The following is a 22441-nucleotide window of genomic DNA, read 5'->3' on the forward strand; positions in this document are numbered from 1 at the left end:
GTGCCAGGGTCGGCGCCTCCCAGTCCCCTCGCCGCCCGTGCTCGCGGACATGCCCTAGAATCTCGCCTTTTCCTTTCGCAGGCACCTGAATGCAGCTCCCCGACACCCGCGCCATCGTCACCGGCGGCGTCTCCGGCCTGGGCCTGGCCGTCGCGAAGTCCATTGCCGAACAAGGCGGCAAGGTCGCCCTGTTCGACGTCAACGACGAGAAAGGCGCCGCCGCCGTCGCGTCGCTGGGCGAAGCCAACGCCCGCTATTTCCGCACCGACGTCACCGACGAGCAGCAGGTGGCCGACAACGTCGCCGCGGCCCGGGAGTTCCTCGGCGGCCTGAACGTGGCGGTCAACTGCGCCGGCATCTTGGGCGCGGGCCGCGTGCTCGGCAGAGAGACGCCGATGCCGCTGGCGACGTTCCGCACCACGGTGATGGTCAATCTGGTCGGCAGTTTCAACGTCGCCAAGGCCGCCGCGGACGCGATGCAGCACAACCCGCCCGGCGAGGACGGCGAGCGCGGCGTCATCGTCAACACCGCCTCGGTCGCCGCCTACGAGGGGCAGATCGGCCAGGCCGCCTATTCCGCCTCCAAGGGCGGCGTGGTCGGCATGACCCTGCCGATGGCGCGCGAGCTGTCGCGCTTCGGCATCCGGGTGATGACCATCGCCCCGGGCATCTTCTGGACGCCGATGGTGGACGGCATGCCCGAGGCCGTGCAGCAGTCGCTGTCGGCCTCGATCCCGTTCCCGTCGCGGCTGGGCCGGCCGGAGGAATTCGCCGAGACCGTCGCCTTCGTCCTGCGCAACCGCTACCTCAACGGCGAGGTTATCCGCCTCGACGGCGCCGTGCGGCTGGCGGCGAAGTAACCGGCATCGGAGATCCGGGACCGGGATCGCGAAAGCGCCCCGTCCTGGTTCCCCGGCCCGCTTTTCACCCATCCCGAATCCCCAATCCCCGACTCAAAAAATGAAAGCCAGCGAAGTCAAGAAAGGCAACGTCGTCGAGTACAACAACGGCGTCTACCAGATCCGCGATATCGAGCGCAGCTCGCCGCAGGGCCGCGGCGGCAACGTCCGCTTCCGCTTCATCATGTACAGCGTGCCGGGCGGCAACAAGCTCGACGCCAGCTTCGATGCCGACGACAACCTGACCGAAGTCGAGCTGCTGCGCCGCCAGGCCACGTTCTCCTACAAGGATGGCGAGGCGTTCGTGTTCCTCGACGACGAGGACTACACCCCCTACACCCTCGACGCCGACGTGATCGGCGACGACGCCGGCTACATCACCGATGGCCTGGCCGGCTGCTACGTGCAGATCATCGACGAGTCCCCGGTGGCGCTGCAGCTGCCGCAGCACGTGACCCTGGAAGTGGTGGACACGCCGCCGGAACTGAAGGGCGGCACCGCGACCAAGCGCCCGAAGCCGGCCAAGCTCAGCACCGGCCTGGAGATCATGGTGCCGGAGTACATCGCCAACGGCGAGCGCATCCTGGTCAACACGACCACCGGCGAGTTCGGCGGCCGCGCCGATTGACGCAGCGCTCCGAGGGGAAGGCGGCGGTCTTCCCTTGCCCTTCGGGTGAAGGCGCGTTGCTTGCGAACCGCCGGTTCGCCCCGGAGAGGCAGGACGAGGGTGCGCGCGAGGCCGCGCCCTTTCCCCTCTCCCGGCGGGAGAGGGGCTACGGATTCTCCGGCAGTCCGGGAACGTCCGCCCCGGCATTCAATTCGCGCAACCGCTGCCCGATGAAAGCCAGGTTGTCCTCGACCTGCGCCAGCGCGTCGCGCTGGTGCGCCGGCAGCGCCGCGCGCGTGCGCCGGCGCAGTTCCGTCCATTCCTCGTGGATCCGCACGCTGCGCTCCCGCGCGCGCTGCGCGGCGGCGGCCTGCTCTTCGCGCTGCGGAATGCCGTAGCCGTCCAGCCGATCCAGGACGGCGGCCGGCCGGGCCAGGACGCCGACCTGTTCCAGCACGCCCAGCACCTCGTCGCGCGCGTCCCCTCGCCCGCGCAGCAGGCGTCGCTTCACGTCCTCCCTCACTTGCTGTTCCTGGCGGCGCCGGATCGCCTGTTCCAGCAACAGCAACGCCGCACTGGCACGCAGATCGGCCTGCGCCATCCAGCCGCGCCGTTCGTCCGGCGCGCTCTCGAACCAATCCTGCAGGGTGCGTTGCGGCACCGGCAGCGCCGCGCGCACCACGTCGAACATCGCCTGGTAGTGTGCCTGCGCGGACTCGAAGTAATAGCCCTGCCGCACCGCCCGTGCGTGGTCGTCGAGCACGCCGACCTGCAGCACGCCGCCGCGCCGCAGCCGGCGCTGGAGGCCGTTCGGGGTGATGCCCGACAGCGGCATCGCGGCCAGGCGCGGAATGCCGTCGTGCAACAGCTTCCAGGTCTCCACCGCGCAGTTGTTGCCGATGAAGTAATAGCGCCCGTCGTAGTTCCAGTGCACCCGCGCGGCGCGCTCCAGCAGCGCCGCGATCTCCTGCCGGTCCAGCGCCAGCGGGACCGACGACAGCGCCCGCAGTTCGATCTTGGTGTACTCGTCCACCACCTGGTCCAGCGGCAGCAAGAACAGCCGCGACGGATACGAACCCGTCAGCCCGCGCCAACTGGAAATCTGCAGGTCGCCGACGAAGGCGCGGAACGAGATCACCCGGTGGTATTGCAGGTCCATCCGGCATTGCGGTCCCGGGGCGCGTCCCGGGGCGCAGACCACCAACCGCAGCATGCTGTGGCCCCAGCGGCTCATCGGCTGTTCGTTGCCTTCGGCCAGCAGGTAGTCCACCTGGTAGACCCGCGCCGGGTCCAGATGCAGCAGCGAGACTTCGCCGTCCTCGTTGTCCGCCTGCAGGAACGGCAATGCGGCGTCGCAGGCCGCCGCCGTCGCCGGCACGCCCACGCGCGCGGCGAACCACTGCCACAGCGCCGGTCGCCGGCAGGCGTAGTCCGGGTCGAGCACGAAGTGCTCCAGGTTCACCGCCACGAACTCGGCCGGATCGTGCAGTTCGTAGCGGTCGGGGCTGCGGTCGGCGAAATGGTTCCCGCCGCGCCCGAGCCGCCATGGCCGCATCTGCCAGCCGGCCAGGTCGAGCAGGCGCGGATCGCGCGACAAGCCACGGGCCCGGGAACGGTCCAGCACGTGCGCCAGCTCGTGGATCAATGCGGCCATCGCCGCGTGCGCCGCCGGAAGCTCGGGATCGCTGCCGGCCGGCAGCGCCATCCAGGCGTGCAGCAGGCGGCGGTCCAGGCGGATCCGCGTCGCCGCGGCGCGTCCTTGCACGTGCGCCGGCAGGCCTTGCGTCCATTCCAGCCGGATCGGGCTGGCCAACGCTTCGCGCCAGCGCGCCGGGAGCCGGTCTGCGACCTGCTCCACCAGCCGGTCACTGGCCTCGGCTTCCTCGGCCGTCAGTCCTTCGGCATGCAGATGCAGCGGCAGCGATGCCTGGGCCCAGCCGGTGCCGGGCAGGCAGAACAGCAGTCCCGCCAGCCACCGGAACGGTGGCCGGCCAGGCGCGATCACTGGGCCAGGATCGCGCGCGCCAACGCCATGTCGCTGGCCGAGCGCGCCGCTTCGCTGCGCTCGCGCAGCTGGATCAGCGCCGCCTCCAGCCTGGCTCCGCGGATGCGTCCGTCGCTGGCGACGAATCCCGCCGCGTCGTCGCGGGCGTCCAGCACGACCTTGTCGTCGTCGGAGGTGCTGTCGGACGAAGCCGAGCTGCCCGCCGAACTGCCGGCGGCGGAAGTACCGGCCGAACTCACCGCGAACGCGGAGGCCGGCAGGAGCAGGAGGAGGACGAGCGACAGCGAATGCCTTTTCATCGGGAAGTATCCAGAGGGAACGGGGGACAGCCTAGCCGGCGATCATCGGGCCGTCATGGGCGCCGATGCCGGCGGGGCATCGAACACTTTGCCGGGATTCAGCAAGCCCTTGGGGTCGAACGCGCGCTTGATGCCCTGCATCAGGGCCACCTCCGCCGGGCTGCGGGTACTGCCCAGGTACGGCTTCTTGACCAGGCCGATGCCGTGCTCGGCGGAAATGCTGCCCTGGAAGCGCTGCAGCACCTCCGCCAGCAACTTGGTCACCTGCTCGCACGCGGCGATGAATTCCGCATCCGGGGTGTCGTCGGGCTTGAGCACGTTGATGTGCAGGTTGCCGTCGCCGATGTGGCCGAACCAGACCACGTCGAAGTGCGGGTAGGCCTCGCCGAGCAGCGCCTGGGTCTGCGCCAGGAACGCCGGCATCGCCGAAATCCGCACCGACACGTCGTTCTTGTAGGGCTTGTAGCGCGCCAGGCTCTCGGTGATGCCCTCGCGCAGGCGCCACAGTTGCTGCGCCTGCGCCTCGCTCTGGCTGATCACGCCGTCCAGCACCCAGCCCTGCTCCATGCAGGTCTCGAACGCGGCCAGCGCCGCCGCCTCCCCGGCCTCGTCGTTGGCGAACTCGGTGACCACGTAGTACGGGTGGACCTCGTCGAACGGCTGTTGCGCGCCGTGCGCGAGCACGTGGTGCAGCGCCCGGTCGGTGAAGAACTCGAACGCCTCCAGCCGCAGTTGCGCGCGGAACGCCGCGAACACCTGCATCAGCACCTCGAACGAAGGCAGCGCCAGCAGCATCACGTTGGTGGGCGGCGGCGGATCGGTCAGGCGCAGCGTCGCCTCGACCACGATGCCGAGCGTGCCCTCGGACCCGATCATCAGCTGCCGGAGGTCGTAGCCGCTGGAGTTCTTGACCAGCGCGTTGTTCAACTCCACCACCTCGCCGGTGCCGGTCACCACCTTCAGGCCGGCGATCCACTCCCGGGTGTTGCCGTAGCGGATCACGCGGATGCCGCCGGCGTTGGTGGCGATGTTGCCGCCGATCGAGCACGAGCCGCGCGCGGCGAAGTCCACCGGGTACACCAGCCCGTGCTCGCGGGCGGCATTGTGCACGGCCTCCAGCGGCATGCCGGCCTGCACCGTCAACGTGCGGTCCACCGCATCGAAGGCCAGCGCCTTGTTCATGCGCTCCAGGCTCAGCACCAGTTCGCCGCGGGCGGCCACCGCGCCCCCGGACAGGCCGGTGCGGCCGCCGGAGGGCACGATCGCCACATCGTGGGCATTGGCCCAGCGCACGATCGCCTGAACTTCCTCCACGCTGGCCGGCAGCGCGATCGCCAGCGGCGCCGGCGTCCAGCGCCGCGTCCAGTCGCGGCCGTAGTGTTCCAGGTCGGCCGGATCGGTCTTCAGGCGCAGCCCGTGCACGGACTGTTCGAGCGAGGCGATGCGAGGGTCGGTCATCGTGCGGCGGGGCGCTTTGGCAGGGCGGCACAGCGTGCCAGCGAACCCCCGGGCCGTCCAGCGAACCGCCCCGGCGCATCGCCGCTTTCGATGCAGCTGAAACGGTTGCAGCGCAAAGCATCCGGCGATTCCGGGAACGCTGTGTCCGATGCGTGCCGAAGCGATGCGGCAACGCACCAAAGGCCTGCGCCATCTGGCATAGTGGCCGCCCGATCCGCCGCCCCAAGCTGCATCCATGTCGCCGAAGAAGACCTCGTTCCCCAAGCAGGACATCCGCGTCCTGCTGCTCGAAGGCATCAGCCAGACCGCCGTGGACACGTTCCGTGCCGCCGGCTATTCCCAGATCGAGACGCACGCCAAGTCGTTGCCGGAGCAGGAGCTGAAGGCGCGCATCGCCGAGGCGCACATCATCGGCATCCGTTCGCGCACGCACCTGACCGCCGACGTGCTCGCGCACGCCAAGCGCCTGATCGCGGTCGGCTGCTTTTGCATCGGCACCAACCAGGTCGACCTGGAAGCGGCGGAATTGGCCGGCATCCCGGTCTTCAATGCGCCCTATTCCAATACCCGCTCGGTGGCCGAGCTGGTGATCGCTGAGGCGATCCTGCTGCTGCGCGGCATCCCGCAGAAGAACGCCGAGTGCCACCGCGGCGGCTGGTCCAAGTCGGCGGCCGGCAGCCACGAGACCCGCGGCAAGGTGCTGGGCATCATCGGCTACGGCCACATCGGCACCCAGGTCGGCGTGCTGGCCGAGGCGCTCGGCATGCAGGTGGTGTTCCACGACATCGAGACCAAGCTCTCGCTCGGCAATGCGCGCGCCGCCGCCGACCTCGACGAACTGCTGGCGGTGGCCGACGTGGTGACGCTGCACGTGCCGGAGGTCGCTTCGACGAAGAACATGATCGGCGCGGCGCAGATCGCGAGGATGAAGCCCGGCGCGCACCTGATCAACGCCTCGCGCGGCACCGTGGTCGACATCGACGCGCTGGATGCCGCGCTCAAGTCGGGCCACCTCGGCGGCGCGGCGGTGGACGTGTTCCCGGTCGAGCCGAAGGGCAACGGCGATGCGTTCGAGTCGCCGCTGACCGCGCACGACAACGTGATCCTGACCCCGCACGTCGGCGGCAGCACGCTCGAGGCGCAGGACAACATCGGCGTGGAGGTGGCGGCCAAGCTGGTGCGCTACAGCGACAACGGCAGCACGCTCTCGGCGGTCAACTTCCCCGAGGTCACCCTGCCCGAGCACGCCGGCAGCCTGCGCCTGCTGCACATCCACCGCAACGTGCCGGGCGTGCTGTCGCAGATCAACGAGCTGTTCTCCCGCCACAACGTCAACATCGACGGCCAGTTCCTGCGCACCGACCCGAAGGTCGGCTACGTGGTCATCGACGTCGATGCCAGCGAGGAACAGGCGAACGCGCTGCGGGACGAACTGGCGAAGATCCCGGGAACCTTGCGGACGCGCATCCTGTATTGATCCGCCGCCCTCCCGCTTCCGGGGGAGGAGCGCATGCACGCAGTGCCTGCGGGAGGGACTTCGATCCCGGCAGGCCCTGGTGACGGCCCCCGGGCAATAACCCCCGCGTTCCTGCGCGGGGTTCAGGCGAAATCCCTGTCGGGACCGAAGTCTTTTCCACAGGCGACCGGCCATGCCGGATGCGGCGCCCAAGGCCCCTCCCGTGGCCCTGGCTCCGCCCTCCGGGCCCGCGCCCATGGCGCGCACGCCCTTGCCTCGTCACTCCGGGGGCAGCGGGGACTCCGATCGCAGCCACTTCCCCGCCATCCGCCGTATCGACGGATCCAGGTCGGGATCGTCCAGCAACTCGGCGATCGGCCGCCATGCCAGGGCCAGCGACTCCTCGCTAACCGCGAACGCCTCGTCCTCGCCGGCCAGCACCACGTAGCGCGCGTCGTAGTGCCAGTGCCCGGGCACGTCGCCGCGTTCAGGAATCCAGTGCCGGTCCAGGTCGAAGATCGCCGGGCCTGCCAGCGCCAGGCCCGCCAGCCCGGACTCCTCCTCGGCCTCCTTCAGCGCCACCCGGGCGAGGTCGCGCTCACCGTCGGCGTGCCCGCCCAGCTGCAGCCAGCGCCGCAGCTTGCGGTGGTGGGTCATCAAGATGCGCCGGCGGTCGCGGCTGACCAGCCAGGACGAGGCGGTGAAATGGCCGGCCAGGCGCTCGCGGACGAACGGGTCGGCGGCATCGTCGAGCAGTTCCAGGAACGCGTCGGCGACCGCGGCCTCCTCCCGCCACCGCTCGCGGTAGTCCAGCAGCCGTGCGCGCAGGACGTCCACGCCCTGCCCGGTTTCCCTCGTTGCCATGCGCCCTCTTCCGTCGTCGAACCGGGCCCATTATCGCCGGGCATGCTGCGGTTGCGCTTGTAGCAAACCGCGGGCTTTGGCAAGGTACGGCGCTTGCGCGGCGTCCGCCGGACGCGGCCGCGCTCCGTCGCGGCCTGCCGGCCACGCCTACCGCACACTGGGGACGTACTGAATGCTGAAAGCTCTGTTGAGGGTCAAACCGGTCCAGCCGGCCGGGCACGTCGATGCCGGCGAACCGTTCGAAGGCAGCCTGGAAGGCGAGGCCACGCTGAAAAGGACCCTCACGGCCAGGCACCTCGTGATGCTCGGCATCGGCGCGGTGATCGGCGCGGGCATCTTCGTGCTCACCGGCCAGGCCGCGGCCAACCATGCCGGCCCGGCGGTGATGCTCTCGTTCGTGTTCGCCGGCATCGCCTGCGCCTTCGCCGGCCTGTGCTATGCCGAGTTCGCCGCGATGATGCCGGTGTCCGGCAGCGCCTACTCCTACTCCTATTCCACGCTCGGCGAGGGCGTGGCCTGGTTCATCGGCTGGTGCCTGGTGCTCGAGTACCTGTTCGCCGGCTCCAGCGTCGCGGTCGGCTGGTCGGCCTACCTGATCAGCTTCCTGACCAGCACGCTCGGCCTGCCGTTCCCGGCCGAGCTGGCCAGCGCGCCGCTGAGCTGGACCGGGCACGCCTTCGTCGCCTCCGGCGGCATCGTCAACCTGCCGGCGGTGCTGATCGTCGTCGCGGTCAGCTGCCTGTGCTACGTCGGCGTCACCCAGTCCGCCTTCGCCAACGCGATCGTGGTGGCCATCAAGATCGCGGTGATCTGCCTGTTCGTGGGCTTCGCCGCCGCCTACGTCAATCCGGACAACTGGCACCCGTTCATCCCGGAGAACAGGGGGCCCGGGCAGTTCGGCTGGGACGGCGTGTTCCGCGCCGCCTCGATCGTGTTCTTCTCCTACATCGGCTTCGATGCGGTCTCCACCTCGGCCGGCGAGACCAAGGACCCGCAGAAGAACATGCCGATCGGCATCCTCGGCTCGCTGGCGGTGTGCACGATCATCTACATCATCGTCTGCGCCGTGCTGACCGGCCTGCTGCCCTACACCCAGCTCGGCACCGCCAAGCCGGTGGCGACCGCCCTGGAAAGCTATCCGCAGCTGGCCTGGCTGAAGACCGCCGTGGAGATCGGCGCGATCGCCGGCCTGTCCTCGGTGGTGCTGGTGATGCTGATGGCGCAGCCGCGCATCTTCTACACCATGTCCCGCGACGGGCTGCTGCCGAAGCCGTTCGGCAGGGTGCACAGGAAGTTCCACACGCCCTACATCGGCACCGTCGCCGTCGGCGTGGTCGCCGCCCTGCTCGCCGGCATGATCCCGCTCGACGTGCTCGGCGAGCTGGTCTCGATGGGCACCCTGCTGGCCTTCGCCACCGTCTGCATCGGCGTGCTGGTGCTGCGCTTCACCAAGCCCGACCTGCCGCGCCCGTTCCGCGTCCCGCTGGCGATCGTGATCTGCCCGCTGGGCGCGCTGGCCTGCCTGTTCCTGTTCTTCCAGGCGTTCCAGGAACATTGGAAGGTCTTCGTCGGCTGGACCGTGCTCGGCCTGTTCATCTACTTCGGCTACGGCATCCGCCATAGCCGCCTGGCCGGCAAGGCTTGACCGCGAATCCCTTGGCAACCGCCCGCACGCCCCGGTGCGGGATTTGAGAAAACGAGTCCCTCGCAACAGCCCGCACGAGCACGTGCGGTGATACGAACGGACGGGGTCGCTGCGCATCCTTGCGCAGTGGCCTTCCCAACTCCCCACGCCGGAACCGCTGCTGCATGTTCAAACAACTCTGGGCCACCAAGCATCCGCACGCCAGCCACCAGGACGCCGGCGGCCTGGGCCTGCAACGCGCGCTCGGCCCCTGGGGCCTGACCGCGCTTGGCATCGGGGCGGTGATCGGCGGCGGCATCTTCGTGATCACCGGCCAGGCCGCGGCCAACCATGCCGGGCCGGCGATCATGCTCAGCTTCGTGCTGGCCGCGGTGTGCTGCGCGTTCTGCGCGATGGCCTACGCCGAGTTCGCGGCGATGGTGCCGGTCTCCGGCAGCGCCTACACCTATACCTACGCCACCTTCGGCGAACTGGCCGCCTGGTTCATCGGCTGGATGCTGGTGCTGGAGTACGGCGTGTCCGCCTCGGCGGTGGCGGTGAGTTGGACCGGCTATTTCCTGAGCCTGCTCGACCACTTCGGCATCCACCTGCCGGCCAGCCTGGTCAATGCGCCGCTCGACGCGAAGCTGCGGCCCACCGGCGCGATCGCCAACCTGCCGGCGGCGGCGATCGTGCTGCTGCTGACCTGGCTGTGCTACGTCGGCATCCGCAAGTCCTCGGCGATGAACATGGCCATGGTCGTGCTCAAGAGCGGCCTGATCGTGCTGGTGATCGCGGTCGGCTGGAAGTACGTGGATCCGGCCAACTGGCAGCCCTTCGTCCCGGCCAACGAGGGACCCGGCAAGTACGGCATGGAAGGCGTGCTGCGCGGCGCGGCGATGGTGTTCTTCGCCTACATCGGCTTCGAGGCGGTGTCGGTGGCCGCGCAGGAATCGCACCGGCCGCAGCGCGACCTGCCGATCGGCATGCTGCTCTCGCTGGTGATCTGCACGGTGCTCTACATCGCCATGGCCGCGGTGATGACCGGCCTGGTGCCCTACCGCGTGCTCGGCACCGACGAGCCGGTGGTGACCGCCGTCGCCGCGCATCCCCAGTTGGGCTGGCTGCGGGTGGTGGTCGAGGTGGGCGCGCTGATCGGCCTGTCCTCGGTGGTGCTGGTGATGATCATCGGGCAGCCGCGCATCTTCATGATCATGGCCCGCGACGGCCTGCTGCCGCCGGTCTTCACCAAGATCCATCCCGAGTACCGCACGCCGCACATCAACACCGTGATCACCGGCATCGGCATCGCCCTGCTGGCCGCGCTGTTCCCGCTGGACGTGCTGGGCGAGCTGACCTCGATGGGCACGCTGATCGCCTTCGCCGCGGTCTGCGCCGGCGTGCTGATCCTGCGCCGCACCCAGCCGGACCTGCCGCGCCCGTTCCGCATGCCCGCCGCCTGGCTGATCTGCTCGGCCGGCGTGCTCAGCTGCGTGGCGCTGCTGTCGGCGATGACCGCGCACAACTGGATGCTGATGGGCCTGTGGACGCTAGCCGGCTTCGCGCTCTACTTCGGCTACGGCTACCGCCACAGCAAGCTGCGCCGTTGACGGCGCGGCCCATGCCACCGTCCCCGCCCGGCGGGCACGTCCCGATAAGCGAATGTCATGAGCCGGGGCTGGCCGGCCCCGGGCGGGATAGCAGGGCGTGTTGTCATGTCCCGAATAGGCCGCGCCGTCGCTGCGCGTGCTCGGGGCAAGGAAGAGCGAGGAAGTGGACGTCCGTCCACGCCCGAGCGATGACGCAGTCCCGGGTGCGCGCAGCGGCTGCCCCGTGGGTTGGGCCTGGAAAGCCGCCATCCGGCGCCGCGCGGCTTGACCTGACGGCCAGTCAGGCGCCGCGCCATGCAACACCGGCTGACGGCTTTCCAGACCCAACGCGGCCTACTCGGGACATGACAACACGCCCTAGAATACGGCGATGAACGCCACCACCGCCCCGCTTCCCTACAGCGCCGCACGGCTGCACGAGCTGGCCAAGCTGCTGATCTGCAACATCCGCGAACTGGCCCAGGCCGGCTGGACCCCCGCCACCAGCAGCAACTTCTCGCACCGCCTGGACGACCGCCATGCCGCGATCACCGTGTCCGGCCGCGACAAGGGCCGGCTGGTCGAGGACGACATCATGGTGGTGGACTTCGACGGCCGCCCCGTCGGCCGCCAGCTGCGGCCTTCGGCCGAAACCCTGCTGCATACCCAGCTCTACCGCCGCTACCCGGAGATCGGCTGCGTGCTGCACACGCACTCGCCGGTACAGACGGTTGCCTCGCGCCTGTTCGCCGGCGCCGGGCATATCCGCCTGGAAGGCTACGAGCTGCTCAAGGCCTTCGAGGGCAACCACACCCACGAAACCTCGGTGGACGTGCCGGTGTTCGCCAACACCCAGGACATGACCGTCCTGGCCGGCCAGGTCGACGCGCTGCTGGACAAGCAGCCGATGTGGGGGTATCTCATCGATGGACACGGCCTGTACGCCTGGGGCCGCAACATGGCCGAGGCCCGCCGCCACCTGGAGGCGTTCGAATTCCTGATCGGCTGCGAACTGGAGCTGATCAAGCTGCGGGGAACGCGCTGAAGCGCTCCCCGTTCCCCTCCCCACAGCCGATACTGCCGCCATGAGCCGACTCCGCATCTTTTCCGACACCGATCCCCGGCAGCCGCACTTCGACAGCCGCGACGGTGCCCAGATCGCCGCCGAACTGGAGAAGATCGGCGTGCGCTTCGAGCGTTGGCGGGCCAGCCAGCCGATCGAACCCGGCGCAACGCCCGAGCAGGTGATGGACGCCTACCGCGCCGACATCGACCGCCTGGTCGCCGAACGCGGCTTCAAGACCGTGGACGTGGTCAGCATCGCCCCGGACAACCCCAAGCGCGAGGAAATGCGCGCCAAGTTCCTCGACGAACACTTCCACAAGGAAGACGAAGTACGCTTCTTCGTGGCAGGCTCCGGCCTGTTCACGCTGCACGTCGGCGACAAGGTGTACGAGATCGAGTGCGTGAAGGACGACCTGATCGCGGTGCCGGACGGCACGCTGCACTGGTTCGACATGGGCGCCGAGCCGTACTTCGTGGCCATCCGCTTCTTCACCGAGCCGGACGGCTGGGTGGGCCATTTCACCGGGACCGACATCGCACGACAGTTCCCCCGCTACGAACCTGAGAAAACCCAGAAGGCGAGCTGACGATGACCCAACCGCAGGCGATCCTCACTGATATCGAAGGCACCACCAGTAGCATCTCGTTCGTCAAGGACGTGCTTTTCCCGTATGCGCGCCGCGCCATGCCCGGGTTCGTGCGCGAGCACGGCAACCATCCGCAGGTGCGGCACTGGCTGAACCAGGTGGCCGACGAGGTCGGCGAGGACGCGGACGACGACACGCTCGTCGCCGCGCTGCAGCGCTGGATCGACGAGGACCGCAAGAACACCGCGCTGAAGGCGCTGCAGGGCATGATCTGGGAAGACGGCTACCGCACCGCCGACTTCACCGCCCACATCTACCCCGACGCCGCGCGGCGCCTGCGCGAATGGCACGCCGCCGGCATCCCGATCTACGTGTACTCGTCCGGCTCCGTACCGGCGCAGAAGCTGTTCTTCGCCCATAGCGACGCGGGCGACCTGAGCGGGCTGGTCTCCGGCTGGTTCGACACCGAGATCGGCGGCAAGCGCGAGAGCAACAGCTACCGCCGCATCGCCGAGAAGATCGGGCTGCCGGCCGGCGAGGTGCTGTTCCTGTCGGACGTGGTCGAGGAACTCGATGCCGCCACCCGGGCCGGCATGAAGACCTCGCTGCTCGACCGCGTCCAGGACTACCCGACCCCGCGCACCCTGCACGAGATCGGCAAGCATCCGCGCGTGCAGGACTTCGACGAGATCGTCTTCTCTCCCTGACCCCGGCGCGCCGGCGGGCACCTGTCCCGCCGGCGCTTGCCGCCCGCCGTGACCGCCGGCAGCGGCGGTTCCGCTTTCCGGTTCCACTTCGGCGCCCCGTCGCGCCGCTCGCCTTGCCAATCCGGCAGGCTCGCTGTAAACCTGCGCCTGCCTTTCCGTCGTTGGCGTTCGATGTCGTCCCACATCCCCCTTCCGCGGCGCCCGTCCAAGGGCGCGATCGTCCTGCTCTCCGGCCTGTTGTGGCTCGCCGCGGGTTGCTCGTCCCAGGCCGGCCCCGCCCCCGCGCAGGACGAGCCCGGCCAGCAGCAGGTCTCCGATCCCGAGGACGATGCCGCGCTGGACAAGGCACTGGATGCGCTCGCGCCGCAACGCCCCGGCGCGACCGACCTGTACGTGGTGGGCTTCGCCGGCGACGCCAGCGAGGACGTGTTCCGCAACGAGACCCTGTACCTCAAGGAACTCTTCAGCCAGCGCTTCGATGCCGCCGGGCACATCGTCACGCTGGTCAACCATTCGGACAATCTCACCGATCGGCCGTACGCGCCGCTCGCGACCTACGACAACCTCTACGACACGCTGGCGCGGATCGGCAAGCTGATGGACCCGAAGGAGGACGTGCTGCTGCTGTTCGCCACCACGCACGGCACCGAGGACCACACGCTCTACGTGCAGGTCAGCGAGGACGAGGAGGACTTCATCACGCCGCAGGACCTGCGCCAGGCCCTCGACGACGCCGGCATCCGCAACCGCGTGATCGTGCTTTCGGCCTGCTATTCCGGCGGTTTCATCCCGGCGCTCAAGAACCCGGACACGATGGTGATCACGGCTGCCCGCGCCGACCGTCCCTCGTTCGGTTGCGGCAACACCGAGGACGCCACCTACTTCGGCAAGGCCTGGCTGGTGGACGCGCTCAATCGCACCGACGACTTCGAGCAGGCCTACCGGCTCGCCGTGGACGAGATCGCCGCGCGCGAGAAGGCCGAAGGCGAACAGCCTTCGATGCCGCAGATCTGGCGCGGGGGCCGTATCGGCCAGGTCCTGCAGCATTGGCGCGCCGGGTTGCATCCGGGCCCGGCGGTGCCCTACAGCGTGCCCGAGCCGCTGGCTCCGCTGGACAACCTGCAGGCCATGCGGGCTGCGCGGCGGCGCACCGCTTCCTGCGAGTAATTCGCATTTCCGCATGCTCCCGCGCGGATGGCTAGACTGCCGCGCAGCCAGCCCGCCTCGAGCGCCAGCCAGCCGCGATTCCCGCCCGCCAGCCATCGCCTGCCAGCCGGAATCCCCGAACGCCTCCCTTGCGGAGGCGTTTTCGTTTCCGGTGCCGGTCGCTGCCTTGCCTGTCCCGGAAGTCGCTGGCTCCCCGCCTGCGCGGGGACGACGACTGGAAAATCTTCGGTGAAACCCCACGATCGTAACGATCGCATGGCATCTCGGCCGTCGTCCCCGCGCAGGCGGGGACCCAGCGACTTGGGGCCTCACGCGAACCGGCTACCGCTCCTTGCCTCCAGCAAGGCCGCCACTTCAGCGGTGCCGCGACTCCAGCACCGCGACCGCGTCCGCCAGCGACAGCCCGCGCGCGCGCAACAGCACGATCAGGTGGTACAGCAGGTCCGCGGACTCCCCGAGCAGGTCCTCGTCGCCTTGCGCGACGCCGGCCAGCGCGGTCTCCACGCCCTCCTCGCCGACCTTCTGCGCAATCCGGCGCGTGCCCTTCTCGAACAGCCGGGTGGTGTAGCTGCCTTCCGGGCGCTGCCGCTCGCGTTCGGCCACGAGCGCATCGAGCGTGCCCAGGAACGACACGTCCGGCGCCGACGGCGCCCCGTCGATTCCCGGCGCGCCGGGGAAGCAGCTCGCGCGACCGGTGTGGCAGGTCGGCCCGCGCGGGCGCGCGAGCACCAGCAAGGTGTCCTCGTCGCAATCGACGTCGATCGAGACCAGGTCGAGGAAATGCCCCGAGCTTTCGCCCTTGGTCCACAAGCGCTGCTTGCTGCGGCTGTAGAAGGTGACATGGCCGCTTGCGCGGGTGGCGGCGAGCGCCTCGGCATCCATGTAGCCGAGCATCAGCACGCGCAGGGTATCGGCGTCCTGCACGACCACCGGCAGCAGGCCGCCGCCCTTTTCCCAGTCGAGCCGTTCCGGCGCCGTTGTCGCGTCACTGCACATCGCGCACCTCGATCTGTTGCCGGCGCAGGAACTGCTTGAGTTCCGGGATCGGAATCGCGCCGCTGTGGAATACGCTGGCGGCCAGCGCGCCATCGACGTCGGCCTGTTCGAACACGTCGGCGAAGTGCTGCATCTCGCCGGCGCCTCCCGAGGCGATCAACGGCACTCCGCACAGCGACCGCACCTGCGCGAGCTGGGCGATGTCGTAACCGCGGCGCACGCCGTCGTTGTCCATGCAATTGAGCACGATCTCGCCCGCGCCCAGGCGCTGCGCCTCGACCACCCAATCGACGGTGCGCAGCGGCACCGCCTGGGTCTTGTCCGGATCGCCGGTGAAGCGGCGCACCCGCCATTGGCCGTCGTCCTCGCGGATCGAATCGATGCCGACCACCACGCATTGCACGCCGAACGCCTCGGCCAGTTCGCTGATCAACCGGGGGCGGCCCAGCGCCGGCGAGTTGATCGATATCTTGTCGGCGCCGGCGTAGAGCACCTTGCGCGCGGTTTCCACGTCGCGGATGCCGCCGGCGACGCAGAACGGGATGTCGATCAGGCGCGCGACGCGCTCGACCCAGCCGTAGTCGACCGAGCGCCCTTCCGGGCTGGCGCCGATGTCGTAGAACACCAGTTCGTCGGCCCCTTGCTCGCGGTAGCGCAGCGCCAGCTCGACGATGTCGCCCATGTCGACGTGGTCGCGGAACCTGACGCCCTTGACCACGCGGCCATCGCGCACGTCCAGGCAGGGAATGATCCGGCGGGTCAGCATGACGGCCTCCGCCAATGCGGTCGGGACAGGCCACGTTGCCGTATCCGGCCTTCTGATGGCCGGATACGGCGACCCGGAAGGGCCACGACAGGCTGCGCGCAGGCCGGCGTCATCGCCCGGGCATGCATCAACATACATTTCCTCCCTCTTCCTGGGCCCGCACGCAGCCGGGCGCGGCGTGGCCGGTCCCGATCGCGCTGGCAGCCCCCAGCGCCTCCTCGAGCCGCAGGCGGCCTTCCAGCAGCGCCTTGCCGAGCACGATCCCGGCGCAGCCGGCCGCCTTCGCCGCGGCGACGTCGGCCACGTCGCGGGCGCCGCCGGAGACCTGCACCTGCAGCCCGGGCGCCAGCCGGCGCAGGTGCGCGTACAGATCCATGTTCGGCCCGGACAGCATGCCGTCGCGGGCGATGTCGGTGCACAGCAGGTGGCGCAGGCCCGCCTGCGCGTAGCGCGTCGCCAGTTCGTCCAGCGTGGTGTCGGCGGTCTCGGTCCAGCCATGCACCGGCAGGCGCCACGCGCCGGCCTCGTCGCGGCGCGTGTCGAGCGCGATGGTGATGCGTTCGGGGCCGAACTCGTCCAGCCAGCCGAGCACCGCCGCGCTCTCGCGCACCGCCAGGGAGCCGATCACCACGCGCGCGGCACCTGCGTCGAGGATCCGCGCGACGTCCTCGCGCGAACGCACGCCGCCCCCGGTCTGCACCTGCAGCCCGGTCTGCGAAGCGATCCGCGCCAGCAGCGGCGACAAGGTATAGCCGCCGGCCTTGGCCGCGTCCAGGTCGACCAGGTGCATCCAGCGCGCGCCCGCCGCGGCGAAACGCCGCGCGCGTTCCAGCGGATCGTCGCCGTAGCGGGTCTCGCGGTCGTAGTCGCCCTGCAGCAGGCGCACCACCTGGCCGTTGCGGATGTCCAACGCGGGATAGACGGTGAAGCTCATTCGAAATCCATCTGCAGGAAATTGCGCAGGATGCGCGAGCCGGCATCGGCCGAGCGCTCGGGATGGAACTGCGCGCCGCAATACAGGCCTTGGTGCACGACGGCGGTGAACAGGCCTCCATGGTCGCTGGCGGCCACGGTGGCCGGGGTGAGCGGCGCGGCGTAGCCATGCACGAAATAGGCGTAAGCGCGCTCGGGCAGCCCTTCCAGCAACGGCGAGGCGCGCAGCGGCAACAGCCGGTTCCAGCCCATGTGCGGCACCCGGATGCCGGTGGCCGGATGCAGCCTGCGCACCACGCCCGGCAGCAGTCCGAGGCATTCGACGTCGCCCTCCTCCGAGCGCTCGAACAGCAACTGCATGCCGAGGCAGATGCCGATCAGCGGCACCCGCAGGGCGCGCAGCGGCTCGACCAAGCCCTGCGCATGCAACCGCGCCATTCCCTCGGGGGCCGCGCCGACGCCGGGCAGGATCACCCGCCCGGCACCGCGCAGGCCATCGGCGTCGCGCACCAGCCTGGCCTGCACGCCGAGCCGCTCCAGCGCATAGCGTACCGAGCCGAGGTTGGCGCCGCCGGCATCGATCAACGCGACCTCGGTCATAGCGCCCCCTTGGTCGACGGCAATGCGGTGCCCTCGCGGCGGATGGCCTGGCGCAGCGCGCGGGCCAGCGCCTTGAAGCATCCCTCGACCTTGTGGTGGTCGTTCTCGCCGCGCACCGACAGGTGCAGATTGAGCCCGGAGGCATCGCACAGCGAGCGGAAGAAATGCGGCACCAGCTCGGTCGGCATGTCGCCGACCCGCTCGCGCCTGAACTCGCCCTCGAACACGAAGTACGGCCGCCCGCTGAAATCCAGGGCCGCGCTGGCCTGGGTCTCGTCCATCGGCAGCGTGAACCCATAGCGGCCGATGCCGCGCTTGTCGCCGAGCGCCTCGCGCAGCGCCTGCCCGAGCGCCAGGCCGGTGTCCTCGATGGTGTGGTGCTCGTCGATGTGCAGGTCGCCCTCGGCGCGGATGTCGAGGCTGAAACCGCCGTGCTTGCCGATCTGTTCGAGCATGTGGTCGAAGAACGGCAGGCCTGTGGCGACGCGCGCCTCGGGCGCGCCGTCCAGGTCCAGCTCGACCCGGATCCGGGTCTCCTTGGTATCGCGCTGGACCACCGCGCGGCGTGGCGCATCGGCCAGCTCGTGGGCGATGCCGCTCCAGTTCCACTCGCCGCCGAACTGGTCGGTCTTGAGCTGGAAGCCGCGGATGTTGAGGTTGCGCGCGAACTGGATGTCGGTCGGGCGGTCGCCGACCATCGCCGAACGCGCCCAGTCGATGTTCCGGTCCTGCAGGTACTTCACCATCATGCCCAGGCCCGGCTTGCGGGTGGGCGCATTGTCGGTGGGCAGGCTGCGGTCGATCAGCACGTCGCGGAACACGATGCCCTGGCTTTCGAACACCTGCATCATCAGCCCGTGCGGGCCATCGAAGCTGGCCTGCGGATAACTGTCCGTGCCCAGGCCGTCCTGGTTGCTGACGATGACGAACTCGTAGCCCGCGTCGCGCAGTTTCAGCATCGCCGGGATCACGTCGCGGACGAAGCGCAGCTTCTCGAAGGCATCGATCTGGAAATCGGCCGGCTCCTCGATCAGGGTGCCGTCGCGGTCGACGAACAGGATCGGTTTCATGCGGCCTCCCCGTCCGGTGCGAACCCATCTCGAGCGCGCGCCGCGTCCTTGCCGCCGGTTTTCGATTCCCGTAGCGCCGCGAGCACGCGCGCGTTCTGTTCCGGCGTGCCGATGGTGATGCGCAAGGCATCGCCGAGCTGCGGCGCGGCGCGCTGGTCGCGCACCACCACCCCGGCATCGAGCAGTGCCTGGAACGCCGACCCGGCGTCCGCGAAGCGCGCCAGCAGGAAGTTGCCCTGCGAGGGATACACCCGGCGCACGCCAGGCACGGCGGCCAGCGCGCGTTGCAGCCGTTCGCGCTCGGCGCGGACCTCGGCCACGCGGCGCGCGGTGGTTTCCAGGGCTTGCGGCAGCAAGGCCTGCTCGGCCAGCGCAGCGCACGGCGCCGGCACCGGGTACGGCGCCTGGCAGCGGCGCAGCACCGCGACCAGCCCGGCGTCGGCGACCAGGCTGCCGATGCGCGCGGCCGCCAAGGCATGCGCCTTCGACAGGGTGCGCAGTACCGCCAGGTTGGGATGGCGCTGCAGCAGCGGTACCGCCGAGGGCACGTCGGAGAACTCGCCATAGGCCTCGTCGATCACCAACACCGCCTTGCCGCTCAACGCCTGCAGGGCCGCCTCGATCTCTTCCAGCGCGATCGCCGAGCCGGCGGGATTGGACGGCGAGCACAGGAACACCAGCTTGGCGCGCGAAGCCAGTGCGGCCCCGACGATCGCCGGGATGTCGGCATGGAAGCCGCCCTCGCCGTCCACCAGGGGTACCTCGACCAGTGGCGCGTTCTGCAGCCGTGCGCACACGGCATACATGCCGAACACCGGCGGCGTGGTCACCACCGCGTCGCGGCCGGGCACGCACAGCGCGCGCACCAGCAGGTCGATGCCTTCATCGCTGCCGCGGCCGATCAGCAGTTGCTCCGGGGCGCAGCCGTACAGCGCGGCCAGGGTCCGCCGCAGCGCTTCCGGCTGCGGTTCCGGATAGCGCCGCGCGCCGGCCTGCGGATCGGCCGGGTTGGCCCAGGCCGATTCATTGGCATTGAGCCAGACGTCGCCCGTCACCCGGGCGCTGCGCGCCGAGGAATAGCCGGCGAAGGCGCGCAGGTCCTCGCGCACCAGCTCGAGGATCGAGGCCCCGCTCATGCCGCCTCCATCCGCAGCGCCACCGCCAGCGCATGCGCGTCCAGGCCTTCGGCGCGCGCCAGGGTCAGCGCGCAACCGCCGATCGCGGCGATGCCAGCGCGGCTGGCCGCCTGCACGCTGAGCATGTTCTGGAAGCTGGCCACCGACACGCCGCTGTAGGCGCGCGCCGCGCCGCTGGTCGGGAGGACGTGGTTGGTGCCGCTGCAGTAATCGCCCAGCGCCTCCGGCGTGTAGTCGCCCAGGAACACCGAGCCGGCCGCCTCCACCTGTTCCAGCCACGCGCGCGGCTCGCGCAGCGCCAGGATCAGGTGCTCGGGCGCGTAGCGGTTGCTGATCGCGAACGCGTCCTCCAGCGCGGCGACCTTGACCAGCCGCGACTGCGCCAGCGCCTGGCGCGCGATCTGCGCGCGCGGCAACCGCGCCAGTTGGCGTTCGATCTCGACCTGCACCGCCTCGATCAGCGCATCGCTGTCGGACAGCAGCAGCACCTGCGAGTCCGGACCGTGCTCGGCCTGCGACAGCAGGTCGGCCGCGACGAAGGCGGCGTTGGCGCCGGCATCGGCGATCACCAGCACCTCGGACGGCCCGGCCGGCATGTCGATGGCCGCCGCCCCGGATTGCGCGACCTGCTGCTTGGCCTCGGTCACGAAGCCGTTGCCCGGCCCGAACAACTTGTCGCAGGCGGGCACGCTCTCGGTGCCGTACGCCATGGCCGCGATCGCCTGCGCGCCGCCCAGCTTGAAGACGCGGCTCACACCGGTCAGCCTGGCGGCGACCAGCACCGCGGGATCGGCCGTGCCGTCCTTGCGCGGGGGCGTGCACAACACGACCTCGCGGCACCCGGCCAGGCGCGCCGGCACGCCCAGCATCAAGGCGGTCGAAGGCAGCGGCGCGCTGCCGGCGGGCACGTACAGCCCGACCCGGCCGATCGGCCGCACGATCTTCTCGCAGACCACGCCCGGCGCGGTCTCCACCGCATAGCCTTGCGCCATGCCGGCGCGGTGGAACGCCTCGATCCGGCCGATCGCCTCCACCATCGCCTCGCGCAGTTCCGGCGCGATCGACGCCTCGGCCGCGGCGAATTCCTCCGCCTCCACCTCGAAGCGCGCCAGCGCCACGCCGTCGAAGCGCGCGGTGATCTCGCGCAGCGCGACATCGCCGATCTCGCGCACTTCGGCGATCAACCGGGCGACCGAATCGCGGGTCTGCGCAGCCACCGCCTGCACCGGGCGGGTCAGCGCGCGGGCCTGCGCCCGTTCGTCGAGCTGGCTCCAGTCGAGTCTGTTCATGCGAGGGACCGCTCCACCGTCAACACCATCAATCCGCGCGCGCCGGCGCGCTCCAGTTCCTCCAGGCGCTGCCAGGTGACCGCGCCGTGGCACATCGTCTGCAGGCGCACCCCGTTGCTGCCGTCGTCGGGCAGCTGCACCAACGGGTCGGCGTCGGGCAGCAGCCGGCTCAGCGCCGCCACCTGCGCCCGTTCGGCGCGGAACATCAGCAACTTGCTGTCGCGCAGCTTGACCACGCCGTCCAGGCGGCGCAGCAGCATCGCCTGCAGGCCGGCGCGGGCGTCCGCCGGTTCGCGCACCGAACCGGCCAGCACGGCTTCGCTCTCCATCACCAGCTCCACCGGCTTGAGCTGGTTCGCCGCCAGCGTGGCGCCAGAGGACACCAGGTCGCAGATCAGGTCGGCCGTGCCCAGGCGCGGCGCGATCTCGACCGAACCGGACAGCTCCACCACCTGCGCGTCCACGCCCTGCCTGGCCAGCCACTCCGACAGGATCGCGGGATAACTGGTGGCGATGCGCATGCCGGCGAGCTGCCGCACGCCCTGCCACTCCCATTCCTCGGGCACCGCCAGCATCAGCCGGCATTGGCCGAAGTCCAGGCCGCGCAACGCGCGATAGGCCGGCGGCAGGCCGTTGCGGCGGCGCTCGGCGGCCTGCTCGTCCAGTTCGTTGAGGCCGACGATGCCCAGGTCGGCCACGCCGTCGGCGATCAGGCCCGGGATGTCGTCGTCGCGCACCAGCAGCAGGTCGACCGGCAGCGACTCGCCATAGCAGAACAGCTTGTCGCGGCTCTGGCGCCAGCTCAGCCCGCACGCGGTCAGCAGGCTGCGCGCGGGCTCGGCCAGCCGGCCGCTTTTCTGGATGGCGATGCGCAACCGGTCGCGCACCGGTGCCGCATGGGAAGCACTCATATCGATCTCTCAGTGGGATCCGGCAGGCCGTGCCGAAGACTCGCGCAGCGCCGCGGCATAGCCGCCGGTGCCGTGCTCGAGGGTGCGGGCGACGCGCCCGATGGTGGTGACGCTGACGCCGGTCAGGTCATGGATCTCGCGGTACGGCACGCCCTGCACCAGCAACGGCACCACCCGCCAGCGATCAGCCATGGCCTCCAGCTCGGCCGGGGTGCACAGGTCGCGCAGGAATGCCTCGACCGCCGCGGCCTCGCCCAGGCACGCCAGCGCATCGGCCAGCGCCCGGAGGGGGGCGCTGGCATCGCGGTCGGAACGGGGATTGGGACGTTGTTTCATCGCGTTAATGTAATAGCGTGTTAATACATTAAACCAAAAAAAGGACCGGGACAAGCGGCCCGGCCCGATCTTTCCAT

At 70.0% G+C, this 22441-nt stretch carries 22 protein-coding genes; 9 read left to right on the forward strand and 13 right to left on the reverse strand.

Going from position 1 to position 22441, the window contains the following annotated elements; genetic code table 11:
• Positions 1 to 89: 89 nt before the first annotated feature.
• Positions 90 to 860, forward strand: coding sequence for an SDR family NAD(P)-dependent oxidoreductase (locus FD678_RS09090; protein WP_140721668.1), 771 nt, complete (start codon positions 90 to 92; stop codon positions 858 to 860).
• Positions 861 to 960: 100 nt separating this feature from the next.
• Positions 961 to 1527 (forward strand): elongation factor P-like protein YeiP, encoded by a 567-nt coding sequence (yeiP, locus tag FD678_RS09095; RefSeq protein ID WP_140721671.1) that lies wholly within the window; start codon positions 961 to 963, stop codon positions 1525 to 1527.
• Between the two features lie 145 nt (positions 1528 to 1672).
• On the opposite strand, the gene FD678_RS09100 is transcribed toward yeiP, so the two are convergent.
• Genes FD678_RS09100 through FD678_RS09110 form a run of 3 tightly spaced genes read right to left on the reverse strand, consistent with a single transcriptional unit; the run spans position 1673 to position 5268 of the window.
• Positions 1673 to 3511 (reverse strand): DUF7844 domain-containing protein, encoded by a 1839-nt coding sequence (locus FD678_RS09100; protein ID WP_256661889.1) that lies wholly within the window; start codon positions 3509 to 3511, stop codon positions 1673 to 1675.
• On the reverse strand, positions 3508 to 3810 hold the full coding sequence (locus FD678_RS09105) for a DUF2388 domain-containing protein (protein WP_140721674.1): 303 nt from the start codon (positions 3808 to 3810) through the stop codon (positions 3508 to 3510). Before FD678_RS09105 ends, FD678_RS09100 begins: the two co-directional genes overlap by 4 nt.
• Positions 3811 to 3852: 42 nt before the next feature.
• On the reverse strand, positions 3853 to 5268 hold the full coding sequence (locus FD678_RS09110) for an FAD-binding oxidoreductase (RefSeq protein WP_140721678.1): 1416 nt from the start codon (positions 5266 to 5268) through the stop codon (positions 3853 to 3855).
• Between the two features lie 235 nt (positions 5269 to 5503).
• Here FD678_RS09110 and serA point away from each other — a divergent pair, with 235 nt between their 5' ends.
• Entirely contained in the window at positions 5504 to 6745 is a 1242-nt protein-coding gene (gene serA, locus FD678_RS09115) for a phosphoglycerate dehydrogenase (RefSeq protein ID WP_140721681.1), read from the forward strand.
• 258 nt (positions 6746 to 7003) lie between these two features.
• Here the strand turns inward: serA and FD678_RS09120 are convergent, their stop codons facing one another.
• The gene (locus tag FD678_RS09120; protein ID WP_140721685.1) at positions 7004 to 7588 is read right to left on the reverse strand and encodes an NUDIX hydrolase; all 585 of its coding nucleotides are present in this window, start codon (positions 7586 to 7588) and stop codon (positions 7004 to 7006) included.
• Between the two features lie 172 nt (positions 7589 to 7760).
• Here FD678_RS09120 and FD678_RS09125 point away from each other — a divergent pair, with 172 nt between their 5' ends.
• The 6 genes from FD678_RS09125 to FD678_RS09150 all read left to right on the forward strand — a co-directional run bounded on the left by FD678_RS09125 (position 7761) and on the right by FD678_RS09150 (position 14327).
• A complete protein-coding gene (locus FD678_RS09125) occupies positions 7761 to 9233 on the forward strand; it encodes an amino acid permease (RefSeq protein ID WP_140721688.1) in 1473 nt (490 codons plus the stop codon).
• Between the two features lie 164 nt (positions 9234 to 9397).
• Positions 9398 to 10822 (forward strand): amino acid permease, encoded by a 1425-nt coding sequence (locus FD678_RS09130; RefSeq protein WP_140721691.1) that lies wholly within the window; start codon positions 9398 to 9400, stop codon positions 10820 to 10822.
• 370 nt (positions 10823 to 11192) lie between these two features.
• On the forward strand, positions 11193 to 11846 hold the full coding sequence (locus FD678_RS09135) for a methylthioribulose 1-phosphate dehydratase (RefSeq protein ID WP_140721694.1): 654 nt from the start codon (positions 11193 to 11195) through the stop codon (positions 11844 to 11846).
• 40 nt (positions 11847 to 11886) lie between these two features.
• Positions 11887 to 12453, forward strand: coding sequence for a 1,2-dihydroxy-3-keto-5-methylthiopentene dioxygenase (locus FD678_RS09140; RefSeq protein WP_140721697.1), 567 nt, complete (start codon positions 11887 to 11889; stop codon positions 12451 to 12453).
• A 2-nt stretch (positions 12454 to 12455) separates the two neighbouring features.
• Entirely contained in the window at positions 12456 to 13160 is a 705-nt protein-coding gene (gene mtnC / locus FD678_RS09145; protein WP_140721700.1) for an acireductone synthase, read from the forward strand.
• Between the two features lie 171 nt (positions 13161 to 13331).
• Positions 13332 to 14327, forward strand: a complete 996-nt coding sequence (locus FD678_RS09150) for a C13 family peptidase (RefSeq protein ID WP_140721704.1) — start codon at positions 13332 to 13334, stop codon at positions 14325 to 14327.
• A gap of 354 nt (positions 14328 to 14681) precedes the next feature.
• Here FD678_RS09150 and hisIE read toward each other — a convergent pair whose 3' ends face one another.
• The 9 genes from hisIE to FD678_RS09195 all read right to left on the reverse strand — a co-directional run bounded on the left by hisIE (position 14682) and on the right by FD678_RS09195 (position 22364).
• Positions 14682 to 15323 carry a bifunctional phosphoribosyl-AMP cyclohydrolase/phosphoribosyl-ATP diphosphatase HisIE gene (gene hisIE / locus FD678_RS09155; protein WP_140721707.1) on the reverse strand — a complete coding sequence of 214 codons (642 nt, stop codon included), beginning with the start codon at positions 15321 to 15323 and terminating at the stop codon, positions 14682 to 14684.
• Positions 15313 to 16089, reverse strand: a complete 777-nt coding sequence (gene hisF, locus FD678_RS09160) for an imidazole glycerol phosphate synthase subunit HisF (RefSeq protein WP_140721710.1) — start codon at positions 16087 to 16089, stop codon at positions 15313 to 15315. Before hisF ends, hisIE begins: the two co-directional genes overlap by 11 nt.
• A 127-nt stretch (positions 16090 to 16216) precedes the next feature.
• Positions 16217 to 17023: a 1-(5-phosphoribosyl)-5-[(5-phosphoribosylamino)methylideneamino]imidazole-4-carboxamide isomerase gene (gene hisA, locus FD678_RS09165; protein WP_140721713.1), complete on the reverse strand. Its 807-nt coding sequence runs from the start codon at positions 17021 to 17023 to the stop codon at positions 16217 to 16219.
• A complete protein-coding gene (gene hisH, locus FD678_RS09170) occupies positions 17020 to 17622 on the reverse strand; it encodes an imidazole glycerol phosphate synthase subunit HisH (protein WP_140721718.1) in 603 nt (200 codons plus the stop codon). The genes hisA and hisH overlap by 4 nt, the downstream gene beginning before the upstream one ends.
• Positions 17619 to 18692 (reverse strand): bifunctional histidinol-phosphatase/imidazoleglycerol-phosphate dehydratase HisB, encoded by a 1074-nt coding sequence (gene hisB / locus FD678_RS09175; RefSeq protein ID WP_140721721.1) that lies wholly within the window; start codon positions 18690 to 18692, stop codon positions 17619 to 17621. The genes hisH and hisB overlap by 4 nt, the downstream gene beginning before the upstream one ends.
• The gene (hisC, locus tag FD678_RS09180) at positions 18689 to 19828 is read right to left on the reverse strand and encodes a histidinol-phosphate transaminase (RefSeq protein WP_140721725.1); all 1140 of its coding nucleotides are present in this window, start codon (positions 19826 to 19828) and stop codon (positions 18689 to 18691) included. Before hisC ends, hisB begins: the two co-directional genes overlap by 4 nt.
• Positions 19825 to 21117, reverse strand: coding sequence for a histidinol dehydrogenase (gene hisD, locus FD678_RS09185; protein WP_140721728.1), 1293 nt, complete (start codon positions 21115 to 21117; stop codon positions 19825 to 19827). Before hisD ends, hisC begins: the two co-directional genes overlap by 4 nt.
• Positions 21114 to 22028: an ATP phosphoribosyltransferase gene (gene hisG, locus FD678_RS09190; protein ID WP_140721731.1), complete on the reverse strand. Its 915-nt coding sequence runs from the start codon at positions 22026 to 22028 to the stop codon at positions 21114 to 21116. Before hisG ends, hisD begins: the two co-directional genes overlap by 4 nt.
• A 9-nt stretch (positions 22029 to 22037) precedes the next feature.
• Positions 22038 to 22364 carry a YerC/YecD family TrpR-related protein gene (locus FD678_RS09195; protein WP_140721734.1) on the reverse strand — a complete coding sequence of 109 codons (327 nt, stop codon included), beginning with the start codon at positions 22362 to 22364 and terminating at the stop codon, positions 22038 to 22040.
• Between the last annotated feature and the right edge of the window lie 77 nt (positions 22365 to 22441).

This window comes from Pseudomonas sp. Hp2, assembly GCF_006386585.1.
Classification (GTDB): Bacteria; Pseudomonadota; Gammaproteobacteria; order Xanthomonadales; family Xanthomonadaceae; genus Pseudomonas_S; species Pseudomonas_S boreopolis.